Here is a 20,854-nt window from a genome sequence, read left to right as displayed (position 1 = left end):
CGTTTTGCGAAGAGCGTGCGTGGAGACGCGAGAAGGCGTGAGGAGGAGCGGGCGGGCCTGATCCGGGCTCAGTCCTCCGACGCCTTCGACGCGGTCGCCTTCTTCGTCGCCGTCTTGGCGGTCGTCTTCTTCGCGGTGCTCTTGGCGGCGGTCTTCTTGGCCGCCGTGGTCTTGGCGGCGGCCGTCTTCTTGGTGGCCGTCGCCTTCTTGGCCGGGGCCTTCTTGGCGGCCGTCTTCTTCACGGCCTTCTTCGCCGTCTTCTTGGCGGGCCCCTTGGCACGCTTCTCGGCCAGCAGTTCGTAGCCGCGCTCGGGCGTGATCTCCTCGACGCTGTCGCCGGAGCGCAGGGTCGCGTTGGTCTCGCCGTCGGTGACGTACGGGCCGAAGCGGCCGTCCTTGACCACGACCGGCTTCTCGCTGACCGGGTCGGTGCCCAGCTCCTTCAGCGGCGGCTTCGCCGCGGCCCGGCCACGCTGCTTGGGCTGGGCGTAGATCGCCAGCGCCTCCTCCAGCGTGATCTCGAAGAGCTGCTCCTCGGTCTGGAGGGACCGCGAGTCCGTGCCCTTCTTCAGGTACGGGCCGTAGCGGCCGTTCTGCGCGGTGATCTCCACGCCCTCCGCGTCGGCGCCGACGACCCGCGGCAGCGACATGAGCTTCAGGGCGTCGTCGAGGGTCACCGTGTCCAGCGACATCGACTTGAACAGCGAGGCGGTGCGCGGCTTCACGGCGTTCTTGCCGGTCTTCGGGGTGCCCTCGGGGAGCACCTCGGTGACGTAGGGGCCGTAGCGGCCGTCCTTGGCGACGATGGCGTGGCCGGTGGCCGGGTCGGTGCCCAGCTCGAAGTCGCCGCTCGGCTTGGCGAGCAGTTCCTCCGCCAGCTCCACGGACAGCTCGTCCGGGGCCAGGTCCTCGGGGACGTCGGCGCGCTGGTGGTTCTCGGCGTCCTTCTCGCCGCGCTCGACGTAGGGGCCGTAGCGGCCGACGCGCAGCTTGATGTCGTTGCCGACGGGGAAGGAGGACACCTCGCGCGCGTCGATCGCGCCGAGGTCGGTCACCAGCTCCTTCAGGCCGCCGAGGTGGTCCCCGTCGCCGTTGCCCGCGTCGGCCGCGCCGCCGCCGCCCGTGCCGTCGCCCTCGCCGAAGTAGAAGCGGCGCAGCCACGGCACCGACTGGGCCTCGCCGCGGGCGATGCGGTCGAGGTCGTCCTCCATCCTGGCGGTGAAGTCGTAGTCGACGAGCCGCCCGAAGTGCTTCTCCAGGAGGTTGACCACGGCGAAGGAGAGGAAGGACGGGACGAGGGCCGTGCCCTTCTTGAAGACGTAGCCGCGGTCCAGGATGGTGCCGATGATCGACGCGTACGTCGACGGGCGGCCGATCTCGCGCTCTTCCAGCTCCTTGACCAGCGACGCCTCGGTGTAGCGGGCCGGGGGCTTGGTGGCGTGGCCGTCGACCGTGATCTCCTCGGCCGTCAGCGCGTCGCCCTCGGCGACCTGCGGCAGGCGCCGCTCGCGGTCGTCCAGCTCGGCGTTCGGGTCGTCGGCGCCCTCGACGTAGGCCTTGAGGAAGCCGTGGAAGGTGATGGTCTTGCCGGAGGCGCTGAACTCGACGTCCCGGCCGTCGGAGGCGGCGCCGCCGATCTTCACGGTGACGCTGTTGCCGGTCGCGTCCTTCATCTGGGAGGCGACGGTCCGCTTCCAGATCAGTTCGTACAGCTTGAACTGGTCGCCGGTCAGGCCGGTCTCGGCGGGCGTGCGGAAGCGGTCGCCGGAGGGGCGGATCGCCTCGTGCGCCTCCTGCGCGTTCTTGACCTTGCCGGCGTACGTGCGCGGCTGGGGCGGCAGGTAGTCGGCGCCGTACAGCTGCGTCACCTGGGCGCGGGCGGCGGAGACCGCCGTGTCGCTCAGGGTCGTGGAGTCCGTACGCATGTAGGTGATGTAGCCGTTCTCGTACAGCTTCTGAGCGACCTGCATGGTCGACTTCGCGCCGAAGCCGAGCTTGCGCGAGGCCTCCTGCTGCAGCGTCGTCGTACGGAACGGGGCGTAGGGCGAGCGGCGGTACGGCTTGGACTCGACCGAGCGGACGGCGAAGCGCGTGTTCTCCAGCGCGGCGGCGAGCGCGCGGGCGTTCGTCTCGTCGAGGTGGAGGGTGTTCGCGCTCTTGAGCTGCCCCAGGGAGTCGAAGTCGCGGCCCTGGGCGACCCGCCGTCCGTCGACCGTCTGGAGGCGGGCGACCAGCGACGACGGGTCGGAGGCGTCTCCCGCGCGGCCGGTGGCGAAGGTGCCGGTGAGGTCCCAGTACTCGGCGGAGCGGAAGGCGATGCGCTCGCGTTCCCGCTCGACGACGAGCCGGGTGGCGACGGACTGGACGCGGCCGGCCGACAGGCGCGGCATGACCTTCTTCCACAGGACCGGCGAGACCTCGTAGCCGTAGAGGCGGTCGAGGATGCGGCGGGTCTCCTGGGCGTCGACGAGCTTCTGGTTCAGCTCGCGCGGGTTGGCGACGGCGGCGCGGATCGCCTCCTTGGTGATCTCGTGGAACACCATGCGCTTGACCGGGATCTTCGGCTTGAGGACTTCCTGGAGGTGCCAGGCGATGGCCTCGCCCTCGCGGTCCTCATCGGTGGCGAGGAAGAGTTCGTCGGACTCCTTCAGCAGGTCCTTGAGCTTCTTGACCTGGGACTTCTTGTCCGCGTTGACCACGTAGATCGGCTGGAAGTCGTGTTCGACGTCCACACCGAGGCGGCGGACCTCGCCGGTGTACTTCTCCGGCACCTCCGCCGCGCCGCTGGGGAGGTCGCGAATGTGCCCGACGCTCGCCTCGACGACGTAGCCAGGGCCGAGATAGCCCTTGATCGTCTTCGCCTTGGCAGGCGACTCGACGATGACGAGTCGGCGGCCGCCGTTCGCGGTCTCGCTGGTCGGGGACAACTTCGCTCTTCTCTCCGGTCGACGCTGGGCCTTCCCAGGGCGTGGTCCCGGGTCGGGTCGTTCTGTGTTTCGATCGTGACGCTGCGGAGTGTGACGGTACCTCCCGCCCCCGTGTCAAACGGGAAAAGCCCGCAACGGCCACTCGAACGGTAACCCGACGAACCCCGTTCCTGCCGCCCGGAGTGCTCACCCGCCCCGACGCGGGTATCCGGAGTGCGATCCCCCGGTTACTCGGGCGGCGCTTCGGCCGAGGCCGCCAACCGGCTCCTCACGCCTGCGCCAGGCACCACGCCCCGACGCCCAGCGCGATCACCCCGGCGACGCTCGCGACGGTCGCGGATGCGACGGGGCTCACACCGAGCGCGACGGGCCGGCCGTGCCGCACCCGCGTCGTGGTCCACACCAGCAGACCGGCCCCGAACAGGGCGAACACCACTCCCGCGAAGATCGCCGGCCCGCTCTCCATGGTCCCCGTGCCCCTTTTCTCCAGCCCGCGCGTGTCCAGCCTCCGGGAGGCTGTCACGCACGGGCGGCGGGCAGGCGAACCCGAGGTGAACGGGGAGCCGACGGATCCGCCGGGTGCCGTCGGGCGGGGCCGGGTCCCGTGCACCGGCTGGGGCGGGCGGCGCGGGCGACCACGGGAAAAGAAATTGGGTGCGCGCACCCACGCCCGGCGACCGGGCCGCCCTACGCCGGTTCGAGGAAGCCCTGCTCCACCAGCAGCCGGATCTGCGCGGGCGTGCGGTCGCGCAGGGCCACCGGGTCCTCGCCGACCAGCTGGGCGATGGCGTCCAGGATGCGGCCCGCGCTCATCGTGCCGTCGCAGACGCCCGCGAACCCGGCGCCGACGGTGTCGACCCGGGTGGCCCGGCGCATCCCGCGGTTCTGGCGCAGGACGACGTGCTCCGGGTCCTCGGCGCCGGGCAGCCCGACCTGCTCCTGGACGACCTCGGCGGACAGCGTGAAGTGCGCCTCCAGCAGGGCCGCGTCGTCGTGGGAGCGCAGGTAGTCGACGCGGTCGAAGTGGGCGCGCACGGCCTCGCCGAGCGGCTGCTCGACCGGGTGCGGCCATTCCTCGGCGACGACCGAGGGGTCCGCGGCCCCGGTCCGGCGCAGCGTGATCCAGCCGAAGCCGACGGCCTTGACCTTGCGCGCCTCGAACTCGTCCAGCCAGGCGTCGTACCGCGCCTGGTAGTCGGCGGGATCACCGCGGTGGTCGCCCGCGTCCCGGAGCCACAGCTCGGCGTACTGGGTGACGTCCTGCACCTCGCGCTGGACGATCCAGGCGTCGCAGCCGCGCGGCACCCAGGAGCGCAGCCGGTCCGTCCACTCCTCCCCCTCCACGTGCTGCCAGTTGGCGAGGAAGTGCGCGAACCCGCCCTCGTTCAGGCGCTCCCCCGTCTGCTGAACGAGCGAGCGGCACAGATCGTCCCCGCCCATCCCGCCGTCGCGGTAGGTGAGCCGGGCGCCGGGCGAGATCACGAACGGCGGGTTGGAGACGATCAGGTCGTACGTCTCGTCGTCGGCGACCGGTTCGTAGAGGGAGCCCTCGCGCAGGTCGGCGGCCGGGGCTCCGGACAGGGCGAGGGTGAGCGCGGTGATGTGCAGCGCGCGCGGGTTGACGTCGGTGGCCGTCACGCGGGTGGCGTGCGCGGCGGCGTGCAGCGCCTGGATGCCGGAGCCGGTGCCGAGGTCGAGGGCGGCGGAGACGGGCGTACGGACGGTGAGGCCGGCCAGGGTCGTGGAGGCGCCGCCGACGCCGAGGACGACGCCCTCGGCGTGGTTGCCGATGCCGCCGGCGCCGCCGACCGCGCAGCCGAGGTCGGAGACGACGAACCAGTCCTCGCCACCGGGCCCGCCGTAGGGCCGTACGTCCACGGTGGCCGTCACCTCGTCGTCGCCCGCGCGGTCGAGCCAGCCGCTCTCCAGGCAGGCGTCGACGGGCAGGACGTCCGCCACGCGCGCGTGGGGGACGGGTTGCTGGAGCAGGAACAGCCGGACGAGCAGTTCCAGCGGCGTGTCGCCGCGGGTCGCCCGGAGCGCGGGCACGGTCTCGCTGCGCGACAGCGCCGCGTAGGCGGGGGCGCCGAGCAGCTCCAGCAGTCCGTCGGCGGTGAAGGACGCCCCGAGCAGGGCGTCCCGCAGCCGGGTGGCGACGTCGGGGCGGTCGGCGGAGGGCAGGGGGGACAGGCTGGCGTTACTCACACCCCCATTGTGGCCCTGCGGTCCGCACCCCGCCCCGCGTCCGCGCGGGGTCTTCGGCCCGGTCAGCCCTCGGCGGCCGACGGGGTCACCGAGGCCGACTTGCAGCTGGGCTGCTTGGCCATTGCCTGGCCGACGTCGCCCTCCTCCAGGGTCTTCAGCGCGTTGCTGCCGCTCTTGCTGAGCTTGTTCAGCTCGGTGGCGATGTCCTTGAGGCCGTCGGCGAACTTGGCCTGGTCCTTGGTGTCGAGCTCCTCCACCTGCTTGCGCAGGGAGGCGTACGAGGCGGAGAGGCCGTTCAGCTCGGTGACCGCGTCCTTCTGCTTCTTCTCGCCGTCGTCGACGTCCGGCGGACCGGCCTTCTGCACGGTGGCGCCCATCGCCTTGTAGGCGTCGGACATGTCCTGGAACGCCTTGGCGTCGGTCTTCTGGACCTCGGCGGGGGTGCTGTTGTCCGAGGTCTCCTTCTGGATGGCCGCGTTGGCCGCCTCGATCTTCTTGGCCTGCGGCTGCACACCCTCGCAGACGTCCTTGGCCCAGGAGTCCAACTTCTCGTTGTCGTCGCTGCTGCTGCATCCCGTCAGCGCCAGTACCAGTACCGCACCGCCGGACAGTGCGGCCGCGAGCTTCTTGTTCACCGGATTGGTCCCTTCCATGGCTCTCGGCCCCGGAACATACACGCCGGATGGGGGACATCGACCGGACGAACATCCGTTATGACGGTATTGAAGCCATTTGCACCAAGAGAGAGAAGGCTCACGGTGAGACGGCGCGCGCGGGCGCGAAACGGGCGGACGACGCGTCAACACGCGCCGTCCGCCCGTTCCTTGAGCGGGGCCCGGACCGGACCCGTGCGGTGGTCCGGAGGGCGGAGGCTACGAAACCACCGCCGGATCCGCCGACTTGGGTTCCGGGTCGGCGTCGTCCTCGTCGCCCATGGCGATCCCGCGCCGCTTGGACACGTAGACGGCCGCCGCGATGACGGCGAACGAGACGACGGCGATCAGCACCCGTACGCCGACGCTCTTGTCGGCTCCGTAGGAGAACTTGATGACCGCCGGCGCGATGAGCAGCGCCACCAGGTTCATGACCTTCAGCAGCGGGTTGATCGCCGGACCCGCGGTGTCCTTGAACGGGTCGCCGACCGTGTCACCGATCACGGTGGCGGCATGGGCCTCGCTGCCCTTGCCGCCGTGATGGCCGTCCTCGACGAGTTTCTTGGCGTTGTCCCAGGAACCGCCGGAGTTGGCGAGGAACACCGCCATCAGCGTCCCGGCGCCGATCGCGCCCGCCAGGAACGCGCCGAGCGCGCCGACGCCGAGCGTGAACCCGATGAAGATGGGCGCCATCACGGCGAGCAGTCCGGGCGTGGCGAGTTCCCGCAAGGCGTCCCTGGTGCAGATGTCGACGACCTTGCCGTACTCGGGTTTCTCGCTGTAGTCCATGATTCCGGGCCGTTCCCGGAACTGCCGCCGCACCTCGTAGACCACCGCGCCCGCCGACCGCGACACCGCGTTGATCGCCAGCCCCGAGAAGAGGAAGACGACCGCCGCGCCGGCGATGAGCCCGACGAGGTTGTTGGGCTGTGAGATGTCCATCATCAGGTTCATCGGCGCGCCCTCGCCGCTGAGTTTCTCGCCCACGTCCGCCGCGCCGGTGGTGATCGCGTCGCGGTACGACCCGAACAGGGCCGCGGCGGCGAGTACGGCGGTGGCGATGGCGATGCCCTTGGTGATGGCCTTGGTGGTGTTGCCTACGGCGTCCAGGTCGGTGAGCACCTGGGCGCCGGCGCCCTCGACGTCGCCGGACATCTCGGCGATGCCCTGCGCGTTGTCGGAGACCGGCCCGAAGGTGTCCATGGCGACGATCACGCCGACCGTGGTGAGCAGGCCGGTGCCGGCCAGCGCCACCGCGAACAGCGCCAGCATGATCGACGTACCGCCGAGCAGGAAGGCCCCGTAGACGCCGAGGCCGATCAACAGGGCGGTGTAGACGGCGGATTCGAGGCCGAGCGAGATTCCGGCGAGGACGACGGTGGCGGGACCGGTGAGCGAGGTCTTGCCGATGTCCTTGACCGGGCGCCTGGTGGTCTCGGTGAAGTATCCGGTGAGCTGCTGGATCAGGGCGGCGAGCACGATGCCGATCGCGACGGCGACCAGCGCGAGGATCCGCGGGTCGCCGCCCTTGCCCGCGATCGCCGCGTCGGTGACACCGTCGAGGTCGGCGTACTTGCCGGGCAGGTAGACGAAGACGGCGACCGCCACCAGCACCAGCGAGATCACCGCGGAGATGAAGAATCCCCGGTTGATCGCGCTCATGCCGCTGCGGTCGGAGCGCCGGGGCGCCACCGCGAAGATGCCGATCATGGCGGTGAGCACGCCGATCGCCGGGACCAGCAGCGGGAACGCCAGCCCGGAGTCGCCGAACGCCACCTTGCCGAGGATCAGCGCGGCCACCAGGGTGACCGCGTACGACTCGAAGAGGTCGGCGGCCATGCCCGCGCAGTCGCCGACGTTGTCGCCCACGTTGTCGGCGATGGTCGCGGCATTGCGCGGATCGTCCTCCGGAATGCCCTGCTCGACCTTGCCGACCAGGTCGGCACCGACGTCGGCGGCCTTGGTGAAGATGCCGCCGCCGACCCGCATGAACATCGCGATCAGCGCGGCACCGAGGCCGAAGCCCTCCAGGACCTTCGGCGCGTCGGCCGCGTACACCAGCACCACGCAGCAGGCGCCCAGCAGGCCGAGCCCCACCGTGAACATGCCGACGACGCCGCCCGTGCGAAACGCGATCTTCGTCGCTTTGTGCGAGACGAGAGTGAGATCCTTTTCCGGTTCGCCGGGCGCCGGAGTCGCTTCCCGGGCCGCCGCGGCGACGCGCACATTGCTGCGTACCGCGAGCCACATGCCGATATAGCCGGTGGCCGCCGAGAAGGCCGCGCCGATCAGGAAGAAGATCGAACGTCCGGCACGTTGATTCCAGTCGTCCGCGGGCAGCAGCATGAGCAGGAAGAACACGACGACGGCGAATACGCCGAGCGTGCGCAACTGCCGGGCCAGGTAGGCGTTCGCGCCTTCCTGGACGGCCGCCGCGATCTTCTTCATGCTGTCGGTTCCCTCGCCCGCGGCGAGCACCTGGCGCACCAGGACACCCGCGAGCACCAGCGCTGCCAGCGCGACGACCGCGATGACCGCGACCAGCGCGCGGTTTCCGTCGGTCAGCACGGCAGCCGCGAGATGAGAGGTAGGAAGCTCCGCCATTCGTCCTCCTTGACGCTTGGGCTGAGCTCAAGATGTGGACGGGATTGTAGGTACCGGAAGCCGATCAAAACAGTGCACGACAAAAGGAATTGCTCTGTCAACCACAAGGGCACCGGAAGTAGTAATGGCCCTCCGGCATTAATTCCGCGATCCGCTCGATGATCCGTTTCACGAACAGCTTGGTGATCAATTCCCCATGCCATTGATCGTGAATGAATTCACTTAACGTCCGCACGGCACCAATGTATGTCCGCCCATGGCAAAGGGCCCCACCAGGTGGGGCCCTCCGGGTGACACATGGGTGAATGCGGGGGTCGGGCGGGGGTGACGCGGGGGTCAGATCGGTGGCAGCACCGCCGACGCGGTGGGCCAGGTCATGCGGATCAGTCCGCCGTCCTCGCCCGCCGAGACCTCCACGTCGTCCACGAGTCCGCTGATCACCGCGAGGCCCATCTCGTCCTCCTCGGCCTCCAGCTCGTCGGCGGCGTCCCCCGAGGTCTTGACCCCGGGGACCGCGTGCGGCGCCTCGTCACCGACCTCGATGGAGAACTGCTTCTCCTCCTCGATCAGCGACACCTTGACCGGCGCCGTGATGCCGACGTGCTGATGCAGGCCCACGGCCCGGGTGCAGGCCTCGCCGACGGCGAGCCTGACCTCGTCGAGGACGGCCTCGTCCACTCCGGCCCTGCGCGCCACCGCGGCCGCCACCAGACGGGCGGTACGGACGTGCTCGGGCAGCGCGCTGAAACGGAGTTCGACGGTGGCCATGCATCCCCCTCGGACTGCGGGCGTGCTTTCGAGGGTCCGGGCCGCCGACAGCCCGGACCCCCCTCGTTCTACTTGCTGTCCCGGGCCCCGAGGGGCCCGGGACCGGTCGTCAGTCGGTGGCCGCCACCGCTTCCTCGACCGAGGTGTGAATGGGGAACACCTTGGTGAGGCCGGTGATACGGAAGATCTTGAGAATGCGCTCCTGGTTGCAGACCAGCCGCAGCGAGCCCTCATGGGCACGCACTCGCTTCAGTCCACCCACCAGCACGCCGAGCCCTGTGGAGTCGAGGAAGTCCACGCCCTCCATGTCGACGACGAGGTGGAAACTCCCGTCGTTCACGAGCTCGACCAGCTGCTCACGCAGCTTGGGCGCGGTGTATACGTCAATTTCGCCACCGACCTCGACGACCGTACGATCGCCGACGGTACGGGTCGACAGGGACAGGTCCACGGATCCTCCAGCACCTTGCTATCGAGCGGTCGTCCCTCGGGACACCTCGGCTTGAAGCCCCCAGGACGGTTCGCCAGCCGCGATGGCATTCAATCACTTACCGGCAGGCGTGCACGACGCCTTGGTCCCATTGTCCGTCACGCCAGTGACAGACTCGGTGCCGATGGCCAAGAATCACCGACCCGATCGATCCCCGGCGGAGCCCGGCTCCCGGCCGGAACCGGGCATGCTCCTGGACCGGCTCGCCGCGGGACCGAGCCGGGCTGCGCGCATCACTCATACGGAGCACTTGCCCCCGCGTGCGGGCCGTCATGCCGTCTGGCCCGACCGGATTCGACCGGAGGTCCTCGCCGCGGTGCACGCCGCGGGGATCGAACATCCCTGGGCCCACCAGGCACGCGTGGCGGAGCACGCCCTCGACGGCGACTCGGTGGTCGTCGCCACGGGCACCGCGTCCGGCAAGTCCCTGGCCTATCTGGTGCCGGTCCTGTCGGCCCTCGTGGACGGCTCCGAGGCGCCCAACGGGCGCGGCGCGACGGCCCTCTACCTGGCCCCCACCAAGGCGCTGGCGGCCGACCAGTGCCGGTCGGTGAAAGAACTTTCACAACCTTTGGGGACCTCCGTGCGGGCCGCGGTCTACGACGGCGACACGCCGTTCGAGGAACGCGAGTGGATCCGCCAGTACGGAACGTACGTCCTGACCAACCCGGACATGCTGCACCGCGGCATCCTGCCCTCCCACCCCCGCTGGTCGTCGTTCCTGAAGGCACTGAAGTACGTCGTCATCGACGAGTGCCACACCTACCGGGGCGTCTTCGGCTCCCACGTCGCCCAGGTGCTGCGCAGACTGCGCAGACTGTGTGCGCGCTACGGCGCGTCGCCGGTGTTCCTGCTCGCCTCCGCCACCGCCGCCGAGCCCTCGGTGGCGGCCCGCCGGCTCACCGGGCTCCCGGTGATCGAGGTCGCCGACGACGCGTCACCCCGCGGTGAACTGGTGTTCGCCCTGTGGGAACCGCCGCTGACCGAACTGGAGGGCGAGAAGGGCGCACCGGTCCGCCGCACGGCCACCGCGGAGGCCGCCGACCTGCTCACCGACCTCACGGTGCAGGGCATGCGCTCGATCACCTTCGTCCGCTCCCGGCGTGGCGCGGAGCTGATCTCGGTGATCGCCCAGGAGCGTCTGGCCGAGGTCGACCGCTCCCTGGTCCGGCGGGTGGCGGCGTACCGGGGCGGTTACCTCCCCGAGGAGCGCCGGGCCCTGGAACGCGCCCTGCACTCCGGCGACCTCCTCGGCCTCGCGGCGACGAACGCCCTCGAACTCGGCCTCGACATCTCCGGCCTGGACGCCGTGGTGATCGCCGGGTACCCGGGCACGCGGGCCTCGCTGTGGCAGCAGGCGGGCCGGGCAGGGCGGGCCGGGCAGGGGGCGCTGGCCGTGCTGGTCGCCCGTGACGACCCGCTGGACACCTTCCTCGTCCACCACCCGGAGGCCCTCTTCGACCAGCCGGTGGAGTCCACCGTCCTCGACCCGGACAACCCGTACGTCCTCGCCCCCCACCTGTGCGCGGCGGCGGCGGAACTGCCCCTGACCGAGGAGGACCTGAAGCTCTTCGGTCCCGCCTGCGAGGAACTGCTGCCCCAGCTGGAGGCGGCGAAGCTGCTGCGCCGCCGGACCCGGGCCTGGCACTGGACCCGCCGCGAGCGGGCCGCCGACCTGACGGACATCCGCGGCGAGGGCGGACGTCCGGTCCAGGTCGTCGAGGAGGGCACGGGCAGGCTGCTGGGCACCGTGGACGCCGGTGCCGCCCACACGGCCGTCCACGAGGGCGCCGTGCACCTCCACCAGGGGCGCACGTACCTCGTCCGCTCCCTGGACCTGGAGGACTCCGTCGCGCTGGTCGAGCAGGCCACCCCCGCCTACTCGACGGTGGCCCGCGACACCACGGCGATCTCGGTGCTGGAGACCGACATCGAGGTCCCCTGGGGCGACGGGCGCCTCTGCTACGGCTCCGTCGAGGTCACCAACCAGGTGGTCTCCTTCCTGCGCCGGCGCCTGATCACCGGCGAGGTCCTGGGCGAGACGAAGCTCGACCTCCCTCCCCGTACGCTGCGCACCCGCGCGGTGTGGTGGACGGTCACCGAGGACCAGCTGGACGCGGCCCGGATCAACCCGGAGATCCTCGGCGGGGCCCTGCACGCCGCCGAGCACGCCTCGATCGGCATGCTGCCCCTGTTCGCGACCTGCGACCGCTGGGACATCGGCGGCGTGTCGGTCCCCCTGCACCCGGACACGCTGCTGCCGACGGTGTTCGTGTACGACGGCCACCCCGGCGGCGCGGGCTTCGCCGAGCGGGCCTTCCACACGGCCCGCGACTGGCTCACCGCGACCCGCGAAGCCATCGCCTCCTGCGAGTGCGACGCGGGCTGTCCGTCCTGCATCCAGTCCCCCAAGTGCGGCAACGGCAACGATCCGCTGCACAAGCGGGGAGCGGTACGGCTCCTCACGGTGCTGCTGCGGGGGGCGGCGGAGACGGAGCAGGCGGGGTAGTCGGGATAGACGGGAGCGACCTCGCGGAGGGCGGGGGTGGTGCGGGCGCGGGCGTTTCGAGCGGCGCGGGGCCCGCCCTCGCCCGGACCTCCGCCGTGAACGGCCCGCTGCCCGACGCCGCCGTCACGTCAGAGATCTGCCCGGTGAGCACGCAGCGCACCAACCGCACCTCCTGCGCCCGCGCGACCCGCCCCGCCCTCTCGCACGCCGCGGTGGCGCCCTGCGCCCAGTCGTCCGCCGCGGCGAGCGCGGCCAGATCGGCGCCGCCCGCCGCGCGGTGCCGGGCCACGACGGCCTGCCCCAGGGCCAGCACGATGCCGAACACGAAACACAGAACGGCGATGGCGGCAACGCTCCACACGGTCGCCGACCCCCGGTCGGAGGCGTTCCCACCGGCGCCGTCCCGCACGGCACCGCCCTCACCGGTTGCGTCCCGCATGGGTCGGCCTCCGCCGGTTGCGTCCCTCACGGCTCGCCCCTCACCGGTTCCGCCTCTCACGGCTCGGCCCCCACGGGCTCGGTCCCTCACAGCTCGGCCCTCGCGGGTTCCGCCTCTCACGGCTCGGCCCCCACGGGCTCGGTCCTTCACGGCTCGCCCCCCACCGGTTCCGCCTCCGTCGGCCCCGTCCCCACCGTCTGCTCCGCCGAAGCCACGGCCTCCTCCCGTACCTCGAAGGGCAGTCCGTGCAGAGCCGGTGGCTCAGCCACCACGACGACACGGACCAGGCCCGCCTCCCGGTTCACCTTGACCCGCGCTCCGCGTGGTGCCGCCTCACGGGCGAGCTGCACGACCGCGTCCTCCGGATCCTGTCGTGCCGCCGCACGGGCCCCAGCCCGGGCCGCGTCCACGCACTGGATCTGAGCGGCCACCACGAGCAGCCCCCACACCAGCGCCATCGCGAACACCACCAGCACGGGAAGCACCACGGCAGCCTCCGCCGTCACGAATCCGCTGTCCGGACCGGGGCTCGCCCCGGCGGCCGGGGCTCCGCGCAGGCGGCCTCCGCACGCACCGCGGACCAGGGCCCCGGCTCTCACCGCCCTCTCACATCCGCGCATCGAGAGCCCCCTTCACGATGCCCTGCAGCTCCGCACTGACCGTGCCGCTCGTGACGACCTTGTACAGGACCACGGCGAAGGCCACCGCGGCGACGATCCCCATCGCGTACTCGGAGGTGACCATTCCCGCGTCCCGCCGCGCGGCCCGCCGTCGCACCGCACCGAGTACTCCGCCCACCAGGGCACCCAGCCGTGCCCGCACCATCTGATACATCACAACCCCCGTAAGGTTCGGTTCCGTTGCTCGCTTGTTCATCCGTTGCTCGACCGCTGCTCGTCCGACGCCCGATCCGTCAGCCACCACCTCCGCCGCCACCCAGCACCCCGCCGGCCAGTCCGATGACCACCGGCAGTACGCCCACCGCGATGAACGCGGGCAGAAAGCACAGCCCCACCGGCGCGGTGACCATGACGGCCGCTCGACGGGCCCGGACCGTCGTGGTGCGGGCCCAGTCGGCACGGGCCTGGGCGGCCAGGCGGGCGACCGGGCCCGCCGCGGGCAGGCCGGACACCTCGGCGCGCTCCAGCAGCCGCGCCAGCGGCACGGCCCCGGGACGGCCGCCAACCCCTGCCAGGCACCTGCCGGTTCGCCGCCGAGGCGCACCTCCGCGGCACCGCGCCCCAGCGCGTCCCCGACCGGCCCGCCCAGGGCCTCGCCGACCGCCCGCGCCGCCGCCACCGGGCTCGCGCCCGCCGCGATGCAGGCCGCCAGCAGATCGGCCGCCAAAGGCAGTTGGCGAGCGGCTTGTGCGGCAGCAACCTCCGCCGCCTCGGTGCCCGCGGCCGAACGCCGGGCACTCCAACGCCACAGTGCGGCCGCGCCCACCAGCCCCACCAGGACCCCGACCGCACCGCCGACCAGGGCCCAGCCAGCGCCCACCGTGCCGACCAGCGGCAGCCAGGGGCGCAGGGCGCTCAGCGCTTCGGCGCGTCGCCCGGCGGAGCGGACCGGCGCCGGCTGCGGTGCCAGTAGGCCCCTGAGCCGCCTGCGCAGCGCCCGGCCCCGCCGCGCGGCTCCGAGACCGCGCGTCAGCCGGCCGACGACCACCGCCATCGCCACCGCCGCCCCCAGCCTGTGGACAAAGTCGCCGTTCACGAAGCCGCCTCCGCTCCGCGCACGATCCGCGTCACCCACCACACGCCCAGGCTCTCCAGAACCCCGCCGGCCAGCAGACAGCCCACCCCGGCACCGGTGTGCAGCAGCACGTGCAGGGGGTCGGACCCGAGGGCGACACCGAGCAGCAGGCCCAGGACCGGAAGGCCGGCGAGCATCACGGCGGTGGCCCGGGCGCCGGCCAACTGGGCGCGCAGGTCCGAGCGCTGGTCCCGCTCGGCGCGCAGCGCGCCCTCCAGCCGGTCGAGACCGGCCGCGAGCCCCGCGCCCTGGTCGACCGCGACCCGCCAGCACGCCGCGAGCCCGCGCAGTCCCTCGGCGCCGGGCTGCCCGGCCGCCGACGCCAGCGCGCCGGGGACGTCCCCGCCGAACCGGGCCGCCGCGAGCACCGCCGCCTGCGCCTCACCGAGCCCGGCGGAGTCCTGCGCGGCGCACAGGAGCGCCTCGCCCGGTTGCCGCCCCGCCCGCACCTCCCCGGCGAGCGTCCCGCACAGGGCGATCACCGCGTCCTGTCGGCGCTCCTTGGCCCGCCGCTCCCGAGCGGCCAGCCGCACCCGTCGCAGTACTGGCACTCCGGCCGCCCCCGCGACGACCGGCAGCACCGAGGTGCCCAGGATCGCCAGCACCAGCCCGGCGGCCAGTGACCACCACTCGGGCCTCAGCCGGCCCCTGAGACGCCGCAACTCCTCCGTCGTCCGACGCGCCGCGGGCAACCCGGCGGCGCATGCCCCACCAGGCACGTCAGTCCCACCAGACCCGTCAGTCCCGCTCGGCCCACTGGTCGCGCGCGTCCGGCTCTCGGCGAGGACCGTCCGCGCTCGCCGTACGCCTGAGTGCCACCCTCCTGCCAGCCAGGCGGCCGCGCCCAGGCACACCAGGACCACGCCCGTCGACAGCTCGCCCGTCCCCGGCATGCCCGTCACCGGAGTGCCGGTCACCGTCATGCTCATCACCTCCGCGCCTCCCGTCCGAACGCCTGCTCTTCGACCCCCGCACCGCGCAACAGCTCCCGCAGCCGCTGCCAGCCGCGTTCGGCCACGAATGCCTCCGCCCCCCATCGCAGCGCCGGCACCGTCCTCACCAGCCCCGAGGGGTCCCGCTCCAATACGTGCACCTCGGCGATCCGGCGCCGTCCCGTGCGGTCGCGGACCAGGTGGAGGACCACCGAGAGGGCCGCCGCGAGCTGACTGTGCAGAGCCGCGCGGTTCAGGCCCGCGGTCGTGCCGAGCGCCTCCAGCCGCGCCGGTACGTCGGCGGCGGCGTTGGCGTGCACCGTTCCGCACCCGCCTTCGTGGCCCGTGTTCAACGCGGCGAGCAGATGGACCACTTCGGGACCCCGGACCTCACCCACGACCAGCCGGTCCGGCCGCATGCGCAGCGCCTGGCGCACCAGGTCCTCCAGGGTGACCAGACCGGCACCCTCCTGATTGGCCGGTCTCGTCTCCAGACGGACGACGTGCGGATGGTCGGGTCGCAGTTCCGCCGAGTCCTCGGCCAGCACGATGCGCTCGTCCGGTCCGACCAGACCGAGCAGGGCGCTGAGCAGCGTCGTCTTGCCACTGCCGGTACCGCCGCTGACGAGGAAGGACAGCCGGGCCCGCAGCAGGGCGCGCAGCACGCGGTCACCGTCGGGCGGCACGGTGCCCGCCGCAGCCAACTCGCGGAGGGTGAAGGCGCGCGGCCGTACGACCCGCAGCGCGAGGCAGGTGCAGTCGACGGCGACCGGTGGCAGCACCGCGTGCAGCCGGGTGCCGTCGGGCAGCCTGGCGTCCACCCAGGGCCGTGCGTCGTCGAGCCGGCGCCCTGCGACGGTCGCGAGGCGCTGCGCGAGCCGCCGTACCGCCGCCGCGTCGGGGAAGGAGACCGGTGCCAGCTCCAGGCCGCCGCCCCGGTCCACCCAGACCCGGCCCGGTGCGGAGACCAGCACGTCGGTCACCGATGGGTCGGCGAGCAGCGGCTCGAGTGGTCCGCTGCCGACCAGTTCCGACCTGAGCTGTTCGGCGGCACCGAGGATCTCGGCGTCCCCGAGCACCCGCCCCTGCTCCCGCAACGCCTGCGCCACTCGCGCGGGCGTCGGCTCCGCCCCGCTCTCGGCGAGCCACCGCCGCACACCGTCGAGCATGCCGGGCGCGGCGCCGAGACCGTTCTGTGCGACCGGCACCGGAGACCGCAGCGAGCCCTGCGCCTGCGTCCGCGCCGACGCCGACCCGGGAGCCGGTCCCGTCAGCCCTGAGGGCGCCGAACCCAGCCATGTCGTGGGCGCCGAGCCCGCCGATGCTCCGGGGTCCCGGCGCCCAGCGCCACCAGCGGGCGGCAACGGTCCCGTAGGCGGCCTGCCGGGCTGCCGGATCACCCAGCTCGGAGCCACCCGCGTGTCCAGTCCGTCGGGGGTCCCCGGGGCCCCGAGCGCCTGCCCTCCCCGCCCCTCTCCCTCAGCCGCCCCCGCAAAGCCGCTCTGCGCTCCCGCCGCCACCGCGTCCACCCCGACCCGCCTTCCACCGCTCACCACCGACCCGGTCACGCCCCTCACGAGCCGCTCCCGCCCCGCTCGTCCGTCTCCGCCAGCGCCCGATCCCAGAACTCCCGGCAGAAGCGCGCCAGCGGGCCGCGGGTGGGTGTGCCCGGGGGGCGTCTGCTCTCCGTGGCCCGCAGCAGGCCGGACTCGACCGGCACCTCTCCGGCCAGGGGAAGGCCGAGCAACCGGGCCACCTCACGGTCGTCGAGTCCGGAGCCGTAAGGTCCGCGCACCGCGACCCGGAGGTCGCGCAGCACCATGCCCACCGCCGCCGCCACCCGGCCCGCCGCCGCGACGGCCCGCAGCTCGGCGGGGACGACGAGGAGCCCGATGTCGAGCTGCGCGAGGACCTCGGCGACCCCGTCGTCGATCCGGCGGGGCAGGTCGACGACGACCGTGCCGCCCCTTCGCCGGGCCGCCGCGAGCACCGCTCGAACGGCCTGCGGCGGTACCGCGACGCAGTCGCCCCGGTCCCAGCTCAGCACCCGCAGCGAATGCAACTGGGGCAGCGACTCCTCCAGGGCACCGCCGCCGACCCGCCCTCGCGATGCCGCGAACGCCGGCCACCTCAGCCCCTCGGCCGTCTCACCGCCGAGCAGGACGTCGAGGCCGCCGCCCAGGGGGTCGGCGTCCACCAGGAGACTGCGCAGCCCCTCCCGCGCCGAGGTGACGGCGAGCGCGCAGGCCAGCGTGGACGCTCCGGCGCCGCCCCGGCCGCCGATGACGCCGACGGTGAGGGCCGGACGGCCGACGCCCTCGGCGACGTCGGCGATGCGGTCGACCAGCCACTGTTCGCCGTCGGGCAGCATCAGGACGTGGTCGGCGCCGATCTCGACGGCCCGCTGCCAGATCCCCGAGTCGTCCTGATCGCGGCCCACGAGGACCACTCCCCGTCTCCGCACCGCTCCCCGGACCCGCCGCGCGGCGTCGTCCCCGACGAGGACCAGGGGCGCGGTCTCCCATCCGGTCCGCCTCCCGGCCGCCGCGGGTGCGGGCGACGCCGAGGAAGCCACCGCCGTCGGCGCCGAGGGCGTCGACGGAGGTGAAGGCGGCGTCACGGGCACCGAGTGGTGCACCTCCGGCGTGGCGCCCGCGGCCGCGCACAGGCGCAGCAGGTCGTCGAGGAGCTCCGTGTCCTCGGTGACGATCAGGGGCCCGCTCTGCCGCCCTCCGGCGGCGGACGGCGGGTCGTGCGTGATCGTTCCAGTCATGGTCTTTCCCCCTTCGGCGCGGCTACCGCCGGCGCGCCCCGTGTCTTGTGGTCTCTCGCGCAGCCGCCGTGGCCCCGCGATTCGCGGCCGCGTGAAGAACCGGAAAGCGGTCCCCGCACGAGCGGCTCACATCACGCGTCCGGCAAACAGATCCGGCCGAGGAAGTCGGCACGGCCCGGACGCATGGGAATCACGGTGCAGCGATCCGGGAAATCGTGTGGATCTTGGTCAAAAACTGTGGACAACTCGATGGTTGTGAATATCGACTCACTCGAACCGGTGACCCTCCTCCGGTTCCGCTCCGCCCCGCGTGCGACTGCCGCAGAGCAGTCCGGTCACTACGCTGTGTAGCGGATCGTGGTCGCGACAACGCCTGAGCCCCGCGCCGCAACGGCACGGGGCCCAGATCGTAAGAAGAGCGGAAAACCCACCCGGACATGCGACGACCCCCGCCGGGGGGGAGAGCGGGGGTCGTCTCCACGGCCGACTCGGGGGGGGGAGGAGTCGGACCGGGTTAGCACGGTCGCGAACGATCCGTGACTTCCATGGTGTACCCGAGAGCCCTCTCAGGCAAACCCACGCGCCACAGCTTACGCCGAATGGGCTGCGCCTATGCTCAGGGTTGTGGAAAACCACCCCTCGCCCCACTCCGCGTCTCACTCCATGCCCCGCACGGCGGCCTTCTTTGACCTGGACAAGACGGTCATTGCGAAGTCGAGCACGCTCACGTTCAGCAAGTCGTTCTACCAAGGCGGGCTGATCAACCGCAGGGCCGTGTTGCGTACCGCATATGCCCAGTTCGTGTTCCTCGCCGGCGGCGCCGACCACGACCAGATGGAGCGGATGCGCGAGTACCTCTCCGCACTGTGCCGCGGGTGGAACGTCCAGCTGGTCAAGGAACTCGTCGCCGAGACCCTGCACGACCTGATCGACCCGATCATCTACGACGAGGCGGCCTCCCTGATCGAGGAGCACCACACCGCCGGTCGCGACGTCGTGATCGTCTCGACCTCGGGAGCCGAGGTGGTCGAGCCGATCGGCGAGCTGCTCGGCGCCGACCGGGTGGTGGCGACCCGCATGATCGTCGGTGCGGACGGCTGCTTCACCGGAGAGGTGGAGTACTACGCGTACGGCCCGACCAAGGCGGAGGCGATCCGGGAGCTGGCCGGGTCCGAGGGGTACGACCTGTCCCGCTGCTACGCCTACAGCGACTCGGCGACCGACCTGCCGATGCTGGAGGCCGTCGGCCACCCCCACGCGGTCAACCCGGACCGGGCGCTGCGCCGGGAAGCCCTCGCGCGCGAGTGGCCGATTCTCGACTTCCATCGCCCGGTGCGGCTCAAGCAGCGGATCGGGGGATTGTCCGTCCCCCCGCGTCCCGCCCTCGTCGCGGCCGCCGCGATAGGCGCAGCGGCGGCGACCGCGGGTCTCGTCTGGTACGCGAGCCGACGACGGTCCCCGGCGGCCTGATCAGCGCCCTCGGGCCGATCGGTCGTCGGCTCATCCTCGACCGGATCAGCCCTTTCACCCGCGTATGACCGTGAAAGTAAAGAAGTGCGGCGAGCACTTCCGCTTACTCGGGACCGGTAGTACAAAGGATTCAACGGCCCGCGAGACCAAGGACATCCGAAAGGATCACCTTAAACACGCATTTGGCCCCACGGACCGAGCATGGACACCGGGCACCCACGCGACGTCGACCCGTCGATTACGGGCCAGCCGCACCAGGTCACGGGCGAAGTTCCCGGCCTGATGGGCACATATCGAGGACGCTTGGTAACCGGGTGGTCATGCCAGCGGCGGTACGAGGCTCTCGTACCGCCGCATTCCTTTGGCTTCCGCCCACGGACCCGGCCCCCTGTCCGGGGAACAAGCACGAACAGGCGCGGACGGGCCCTACGCCGCCCCGCGCTGGAGCGCCTCGCACACCGCCGTCGACTCGCGGGCGCCGAGGGCGACCGCCTTGCCGCAGTGGGCGATCCAGGCGGCCATGCCCTCCGGGGTTCCGGAGACGTAGCCGTCGAGCGCCGCCAGGTAGGCCGCGCGGCCCAGCTCCGCGTGACCGACCTCGGCCGGGCACACCGACTTGGGGTCCAGTCCGCTGCCGACCAGGACGATGCGCTCCGCCGCGCGCGCGACCAGGCCGTTGTCGGAGGTGAAGGGGCGCAGCGCCAGCAGTTCCCCGTGCACCACCGCGGCCGTCACCAGCGCCGGCGCGGAACCGCCGGCCGCGACCAGCGCGGCCAGCCCGTCCAGGCGGCCGTGCGCCTCCGCGGCGTCGGGCAGCGGCAGCTCGACCAGCGGTTCGTCCACCGGCTCGCCGTTCTGGCGGGGCCGCCCCACCTGGTCGGCCTTGTCCGCGGCCGCCACCAGGTGCAGCCGGGCCAGCACGCGCAGCGGCGACTGCCTCCAGATGGACAGCAGCTGCCCCGCCTCGGCGGTCAGCCGCAACGCGGCGCCCACCGCGCGGGCCTCGACGTCTCCACTGAAGTCGCTCCGCCGGCGCACCTCCTCCAGGGCCCAGTCCGCCCCGGACAGCGCCGCCGAACCCCGGGCGCCGCGCAGTGCCGCCTCGGAGGTGATCTCGTTGCTGCGGCGCCGCATGATCCGGTGACCGTAGACGCGGTCCACGGCCTTGCGTACGGACTCCACGGACTCGGCCACGCCGGGCAGGGCGCCCAGGGCCGCGAGCGGATCGGCGTTCGCGCCTGTCGTACTCATGAGTAAGACCCTACGCAACCCGGCGCCGTGCCCCACGAATGAGTGGTCTTCTTCACCCCCGGCCCGCCCCTCGTGCCA

The 20,854-nt window shown here is 72.4% G+C and carries 16 protein-coding genes and 1 pseudogene; 2 read left to right on the top strand and 15 right to left on the bottom strand.

Going from position 1 to position 20,854, the window contains the following annotated elements:
- Positions 1–68 precede the first annotated feature (68 nt).
- The 7 genes from topA to bldG form a co-directional block, all read right to left on the bottom strand.
- Entirely contained in the window at positions 69–2,927 is a 2,859-nt protein-coding gene (gene topA, locus Sru02f_RS01610) for a type I DNA topoisomerase (RefSeq protein WP_109029413.1), read from the bottom strand.
- Positions 2,928–3,195: 268 nt separating this feature from the next.
- On the bottom strand, positions 3,196–3,393 hold the full coding sequence (locus tag Sru02f_RS01605; RefSeq protein WP_164274790.1) for a hypothetical protein: 198 nt from the start codon (positions 3,391–3,393) through the stop codon (positions 3,196–3,198).
- Positions 3,394–3,614: 221 nt separating this feature from the next.
- A complete protein-coding gene (locus Sru02f_RS01600) occupies positions 3,615–5,132 on the bottom strand; it encodes a DUF7059 domain-containing protein (protein WP_109029411.1) in 1,518 nt (505 codons plus the stop codon).
- Between the two features lie 62 nt (positions 5,133–5,194).
- Positions 5,195–5,785: a hypothetical protein gene (locus Sru02f_RS01595; RefSeq protein WP_003975389.1), complete on the bottom strand. Its 591-nt coding sequence runs from the start codon at positions 5,783–5,785 to the stop codon at positions 5,195–5,197.
- Positions 5,786–6,004: 219 nt separating this feature from the next.
- Complete coding sequence (locus tag Sru02f_RS01590) at positions 6,005–8,389, bottom strand: sodium-translocating pyrophosphatase (protein WP_109029410.1); 2,385 nt, start codon at positions 8,387–8,389, stop codon at positions 6,005–6,007.
- A gap of 336 nt (positions 8,390–8,725) precedes the next feature.
- The gene (locus tag Sru02f_RS01585) at positions 8,726–9,157 is read right to left on the bottom strand and encodes an ATP-binding protein (RefSeq protein ID WP_106518192.1); all 432 of its coding nucleotides are present in this window, start codon (positions 9,155–9,157) and stop codon (positions 8,726–8,728) included.
- A gap of 109 nt (positions 9,158–9,266) precedes the next feature.
- Complete coding sequence (bldG, locus tag Sru02f_RS01580; protein WP_003975386.1) at positions 9,267–9,608, bottom strand: anti-sigma factor antagonist BldG; 342 nt, start codon at positions 9,606–9,608, stop codon at positions 9,267–9,269.
- Positions 9,609–9,690: 82 nt separating this feature from the next.
- Here bldG and Sru02f_RS01575 point away from each other — a divergent pair, with 82 nt between their 5' ends.
- Positions 9,691–12,156: a DEAD/DEAH box helicase gene (locus tag Sru02f_RS01575; protein WP_167469292.1), complete on the top strand. Its 2,466-nt coding sequence runs from the start codon at positions 9,691–9,693 to the stop codon at positions 12,154–12,156.
- Here the strand turns inward: Sru02f_RS01575 and Sru02f_RS01570 are convergent.
- The 7 genes and pseudogenes from Sru02f_RS01570 to ssd all read right to left on the bottom strand — a co-directional run bounded on the left by Sru02f_RS01570 (position 12,110) and on the right by ssd (position 18,055).
- Complete coding sequence (locus Sru02f_RS01570; RefSeq protein ID WP_167469291.1) at positions 12,110–12,595, bottom strand: Rv3654c family TadE-like protein; 486 nt, start codon at positions 12,593–12,595, stop codon at positions 12,110–12,112. The genes Sru02f_RS01575 and Sru02f_RS01570 overlap by 47 nt on opposite strands.
- Positions 12,596–12,741: 146 nt before the next feature.
- Positions 12,742–13,194, bottom strand: a complete 453-nt coding sequence (locus tag Sru02f_RS01565) for a TadE family type IV pilus minor pilin (RefSeq protein WP_109029407.1) — start codon at positions 13,192–13,194, stop codon at positions 12,742–12,744.
- Between the two features lie 7 nt (positions 13,195–13,201).
- Complete coding sequence (locus Sru02f_RS01560; RefSeq protein WP_109029406.1) at positions 13,202–13,429, bottom strand: DUF4244 domain-containing protein; 228 nt, start codon at positions 13,427–13,429, stop codon at positions 13,202–13,204.
- Positions 13,430–13,508: 79 nt separating this feature from the next.
- Positions 13,509–14,311, bottom strand: a pseudogene (locus Sru02f_RS01555) (type II secretion system F family protein).
- Complete coding sequence (locus Sru02f_RS01550; protein WP_167469308.1) at positions 14,308–15,243, bottom strand: type II secretion system F family protein; 936 nt, start codon at positions 15,241–15,243, stop codon at positions 14,308–14,310. The pseudogene Sru02f_RS01555 and the gene Sru02f_RS01550 overlap by 4 nt, the downstream one beginning before the upstream one ends.
- A gap of 35 nt (positions 15,244–15,278) precedes the next feature.
- Positions 15,279–16,451 (bottom strand): TadA family conjugal transfer-associated ATPase, encoded by a 1,173-nt coding sequence (locus tag Sru02f_RS01545; protein WP_167469307.1) that lies wholly within the window; start codon positions 16,449–16,451, stop codon positions 15,279–15,281.
- Positions 16,452–16,855: 404 nt separating this feature from the next.
- Complete coding sequence (gene ssd, locus Sru02f_RS01540) at positions 16,856–18,055, bottom strand: septum site-determining protein Ssd (RefSeq protein WP_109029404.1); 1,200 nt, start codon at positions 18,053–18,055, stop codon at positions 16,856–16,858.
- 612 nt (positions 18,056–18,667) lie between these two features.
- On the opposite strand from ssd, the gene Sru02f_RS01535 reads away from it, so the two are divergent.
- Complete coding sequence (locus Sru02f_RS01535; protein ID WP_167469290.1) at positions 18,668–19,525, top strand: HAD family hydrolase; 858 nt, start codon at positions 18,668–18,670, stop codon at positions 19,523–19,525.
- A gap of 426 nt (positions 19,526–19,951) precedes the next feature.
- Here the strand turns inward: Sru02f_RS01535 and Sru02f_RS01530 are convergent, their stop codons facing one another.
- A complete protein-coding gene (locus Sru02f_RS01530; RefSeq protein ID WP_109029402.1) occupies positions 19,952–20,776 on the bottom strand; it encodes a Fic family protein in 825 nt (274 codons plus the stop codon).
- Positions 20,777–20,854 lie beyond the last annotated feature (78 nt).

The sequence above is a fragment of the Streptomyces rubrogriseus genome, from assembly GCF_027947575.1.
Lineage (GTDB): Bacteria > Actinomycetota > Actinomycetes > Streptomycetales > Streptomycetaceae > Streptomyces > Streptomyces rubrogriseus.
Note: the sequence above shows the minus strand (reverse complement) of the source record. Positions and strands in the feature narration are given on the sequence as shown.

What these genes read in the sequence shown, in the direction of transcription:
- Sru02f_RS01605 (WP_164274790.1), bottom strand. Translation starts at nt 3,393, where the DNA reads ATGGAGAGCGGGCCGGCGATCTTCGCGGGAGTGGTGTTCGCCCTGTTC.
- Sru02f_RS01595 (WP_003975389.1), bottom strand. Translation starts at nt 5,785, where the DNA reads ATGGAAGGGACCAATCCGGTGAACAAGAAGCTCGCGGCCGCACTGTCC.
- Sru02f_RS01590 (WP_109029410.1), bottom strand. Translation starts at nt 8,389, where the DNA reads ATGGCGGAGCTTCCTACCTCTCATCTCGCGGCTGCCGTGCTGACCGAC.
- Sru02f_RS01585 (WP_106518192.1), bottom strand. Translation starts at nt 9,157, where the DNA reads ATGGCCACCGTCGAACTCCGTTTCAGCGCGCTGCCCGAGCACGTCCGT.
- Sru02f_RS01575 (WP_167469292.1), top strand. Translation starts at nt 9,691, where the DNA reads ATGGCATTCAATCACTTACCGGCAGGCGTGCACGACGCCTTGGTCCCA.
- Sru02f_RS01570 (WP_167469291.1), bottom strand. Translation starts at nt 12,595, where the DNA reads ATGCGGGACGCAACCGGTGAGGGCGGTGCCGTGCGGGACGGCGCCGGT.
- Sru02f_RS01560 (WP_109029406.1), bottom strand. Translation starts at nt 13,429, where the DNA reads ATGTATCAGATGGTGCGGGCACGGCTGGGTGCCCTGGTGGGCGGAGTA.
- Sru02f_RS01550 (WP_167469308.1), bottom strand. Translation starts at nt 15,243, where the DNA reads ATGCCGGGGACGGGCGAGCTGTCGACGGGCGTGGTCCTGGTGTGCCTG.
- Sru02f_RS01545 (WP_167469307.1), bottom strand. Translation starts at nt 16,451, where the DNA reads ATGCTCGACGGTGTGCGGCGGTGGCTCGCCGAGAGCGGGGCGGAGCCG.
- ssd (WP_109029404.1), bottom strand. Translation starts at nt 18,055, where the DNA reads ATGACTGGAACGATCACGCACGACCCGCCGTCCGCCGCCGGAGGGCGG.
- Sru02f_RS01535 (WP_167469290.1), top strand. Translation starts at nt 18,668, where the DNA reads ATGCTCAGGGTTGTGGAAAACCACCCCTCGCCCCACTCCGCGTCTCAC.
- Sru02f_RS01530 (WP_109029402.1), bottom strand. Translation starts at nt 20,776, where the DNA reads ATGAGTACGACAGGCGCGAACGCCGATCCGCTCGCGGCCCTGGGCGCC.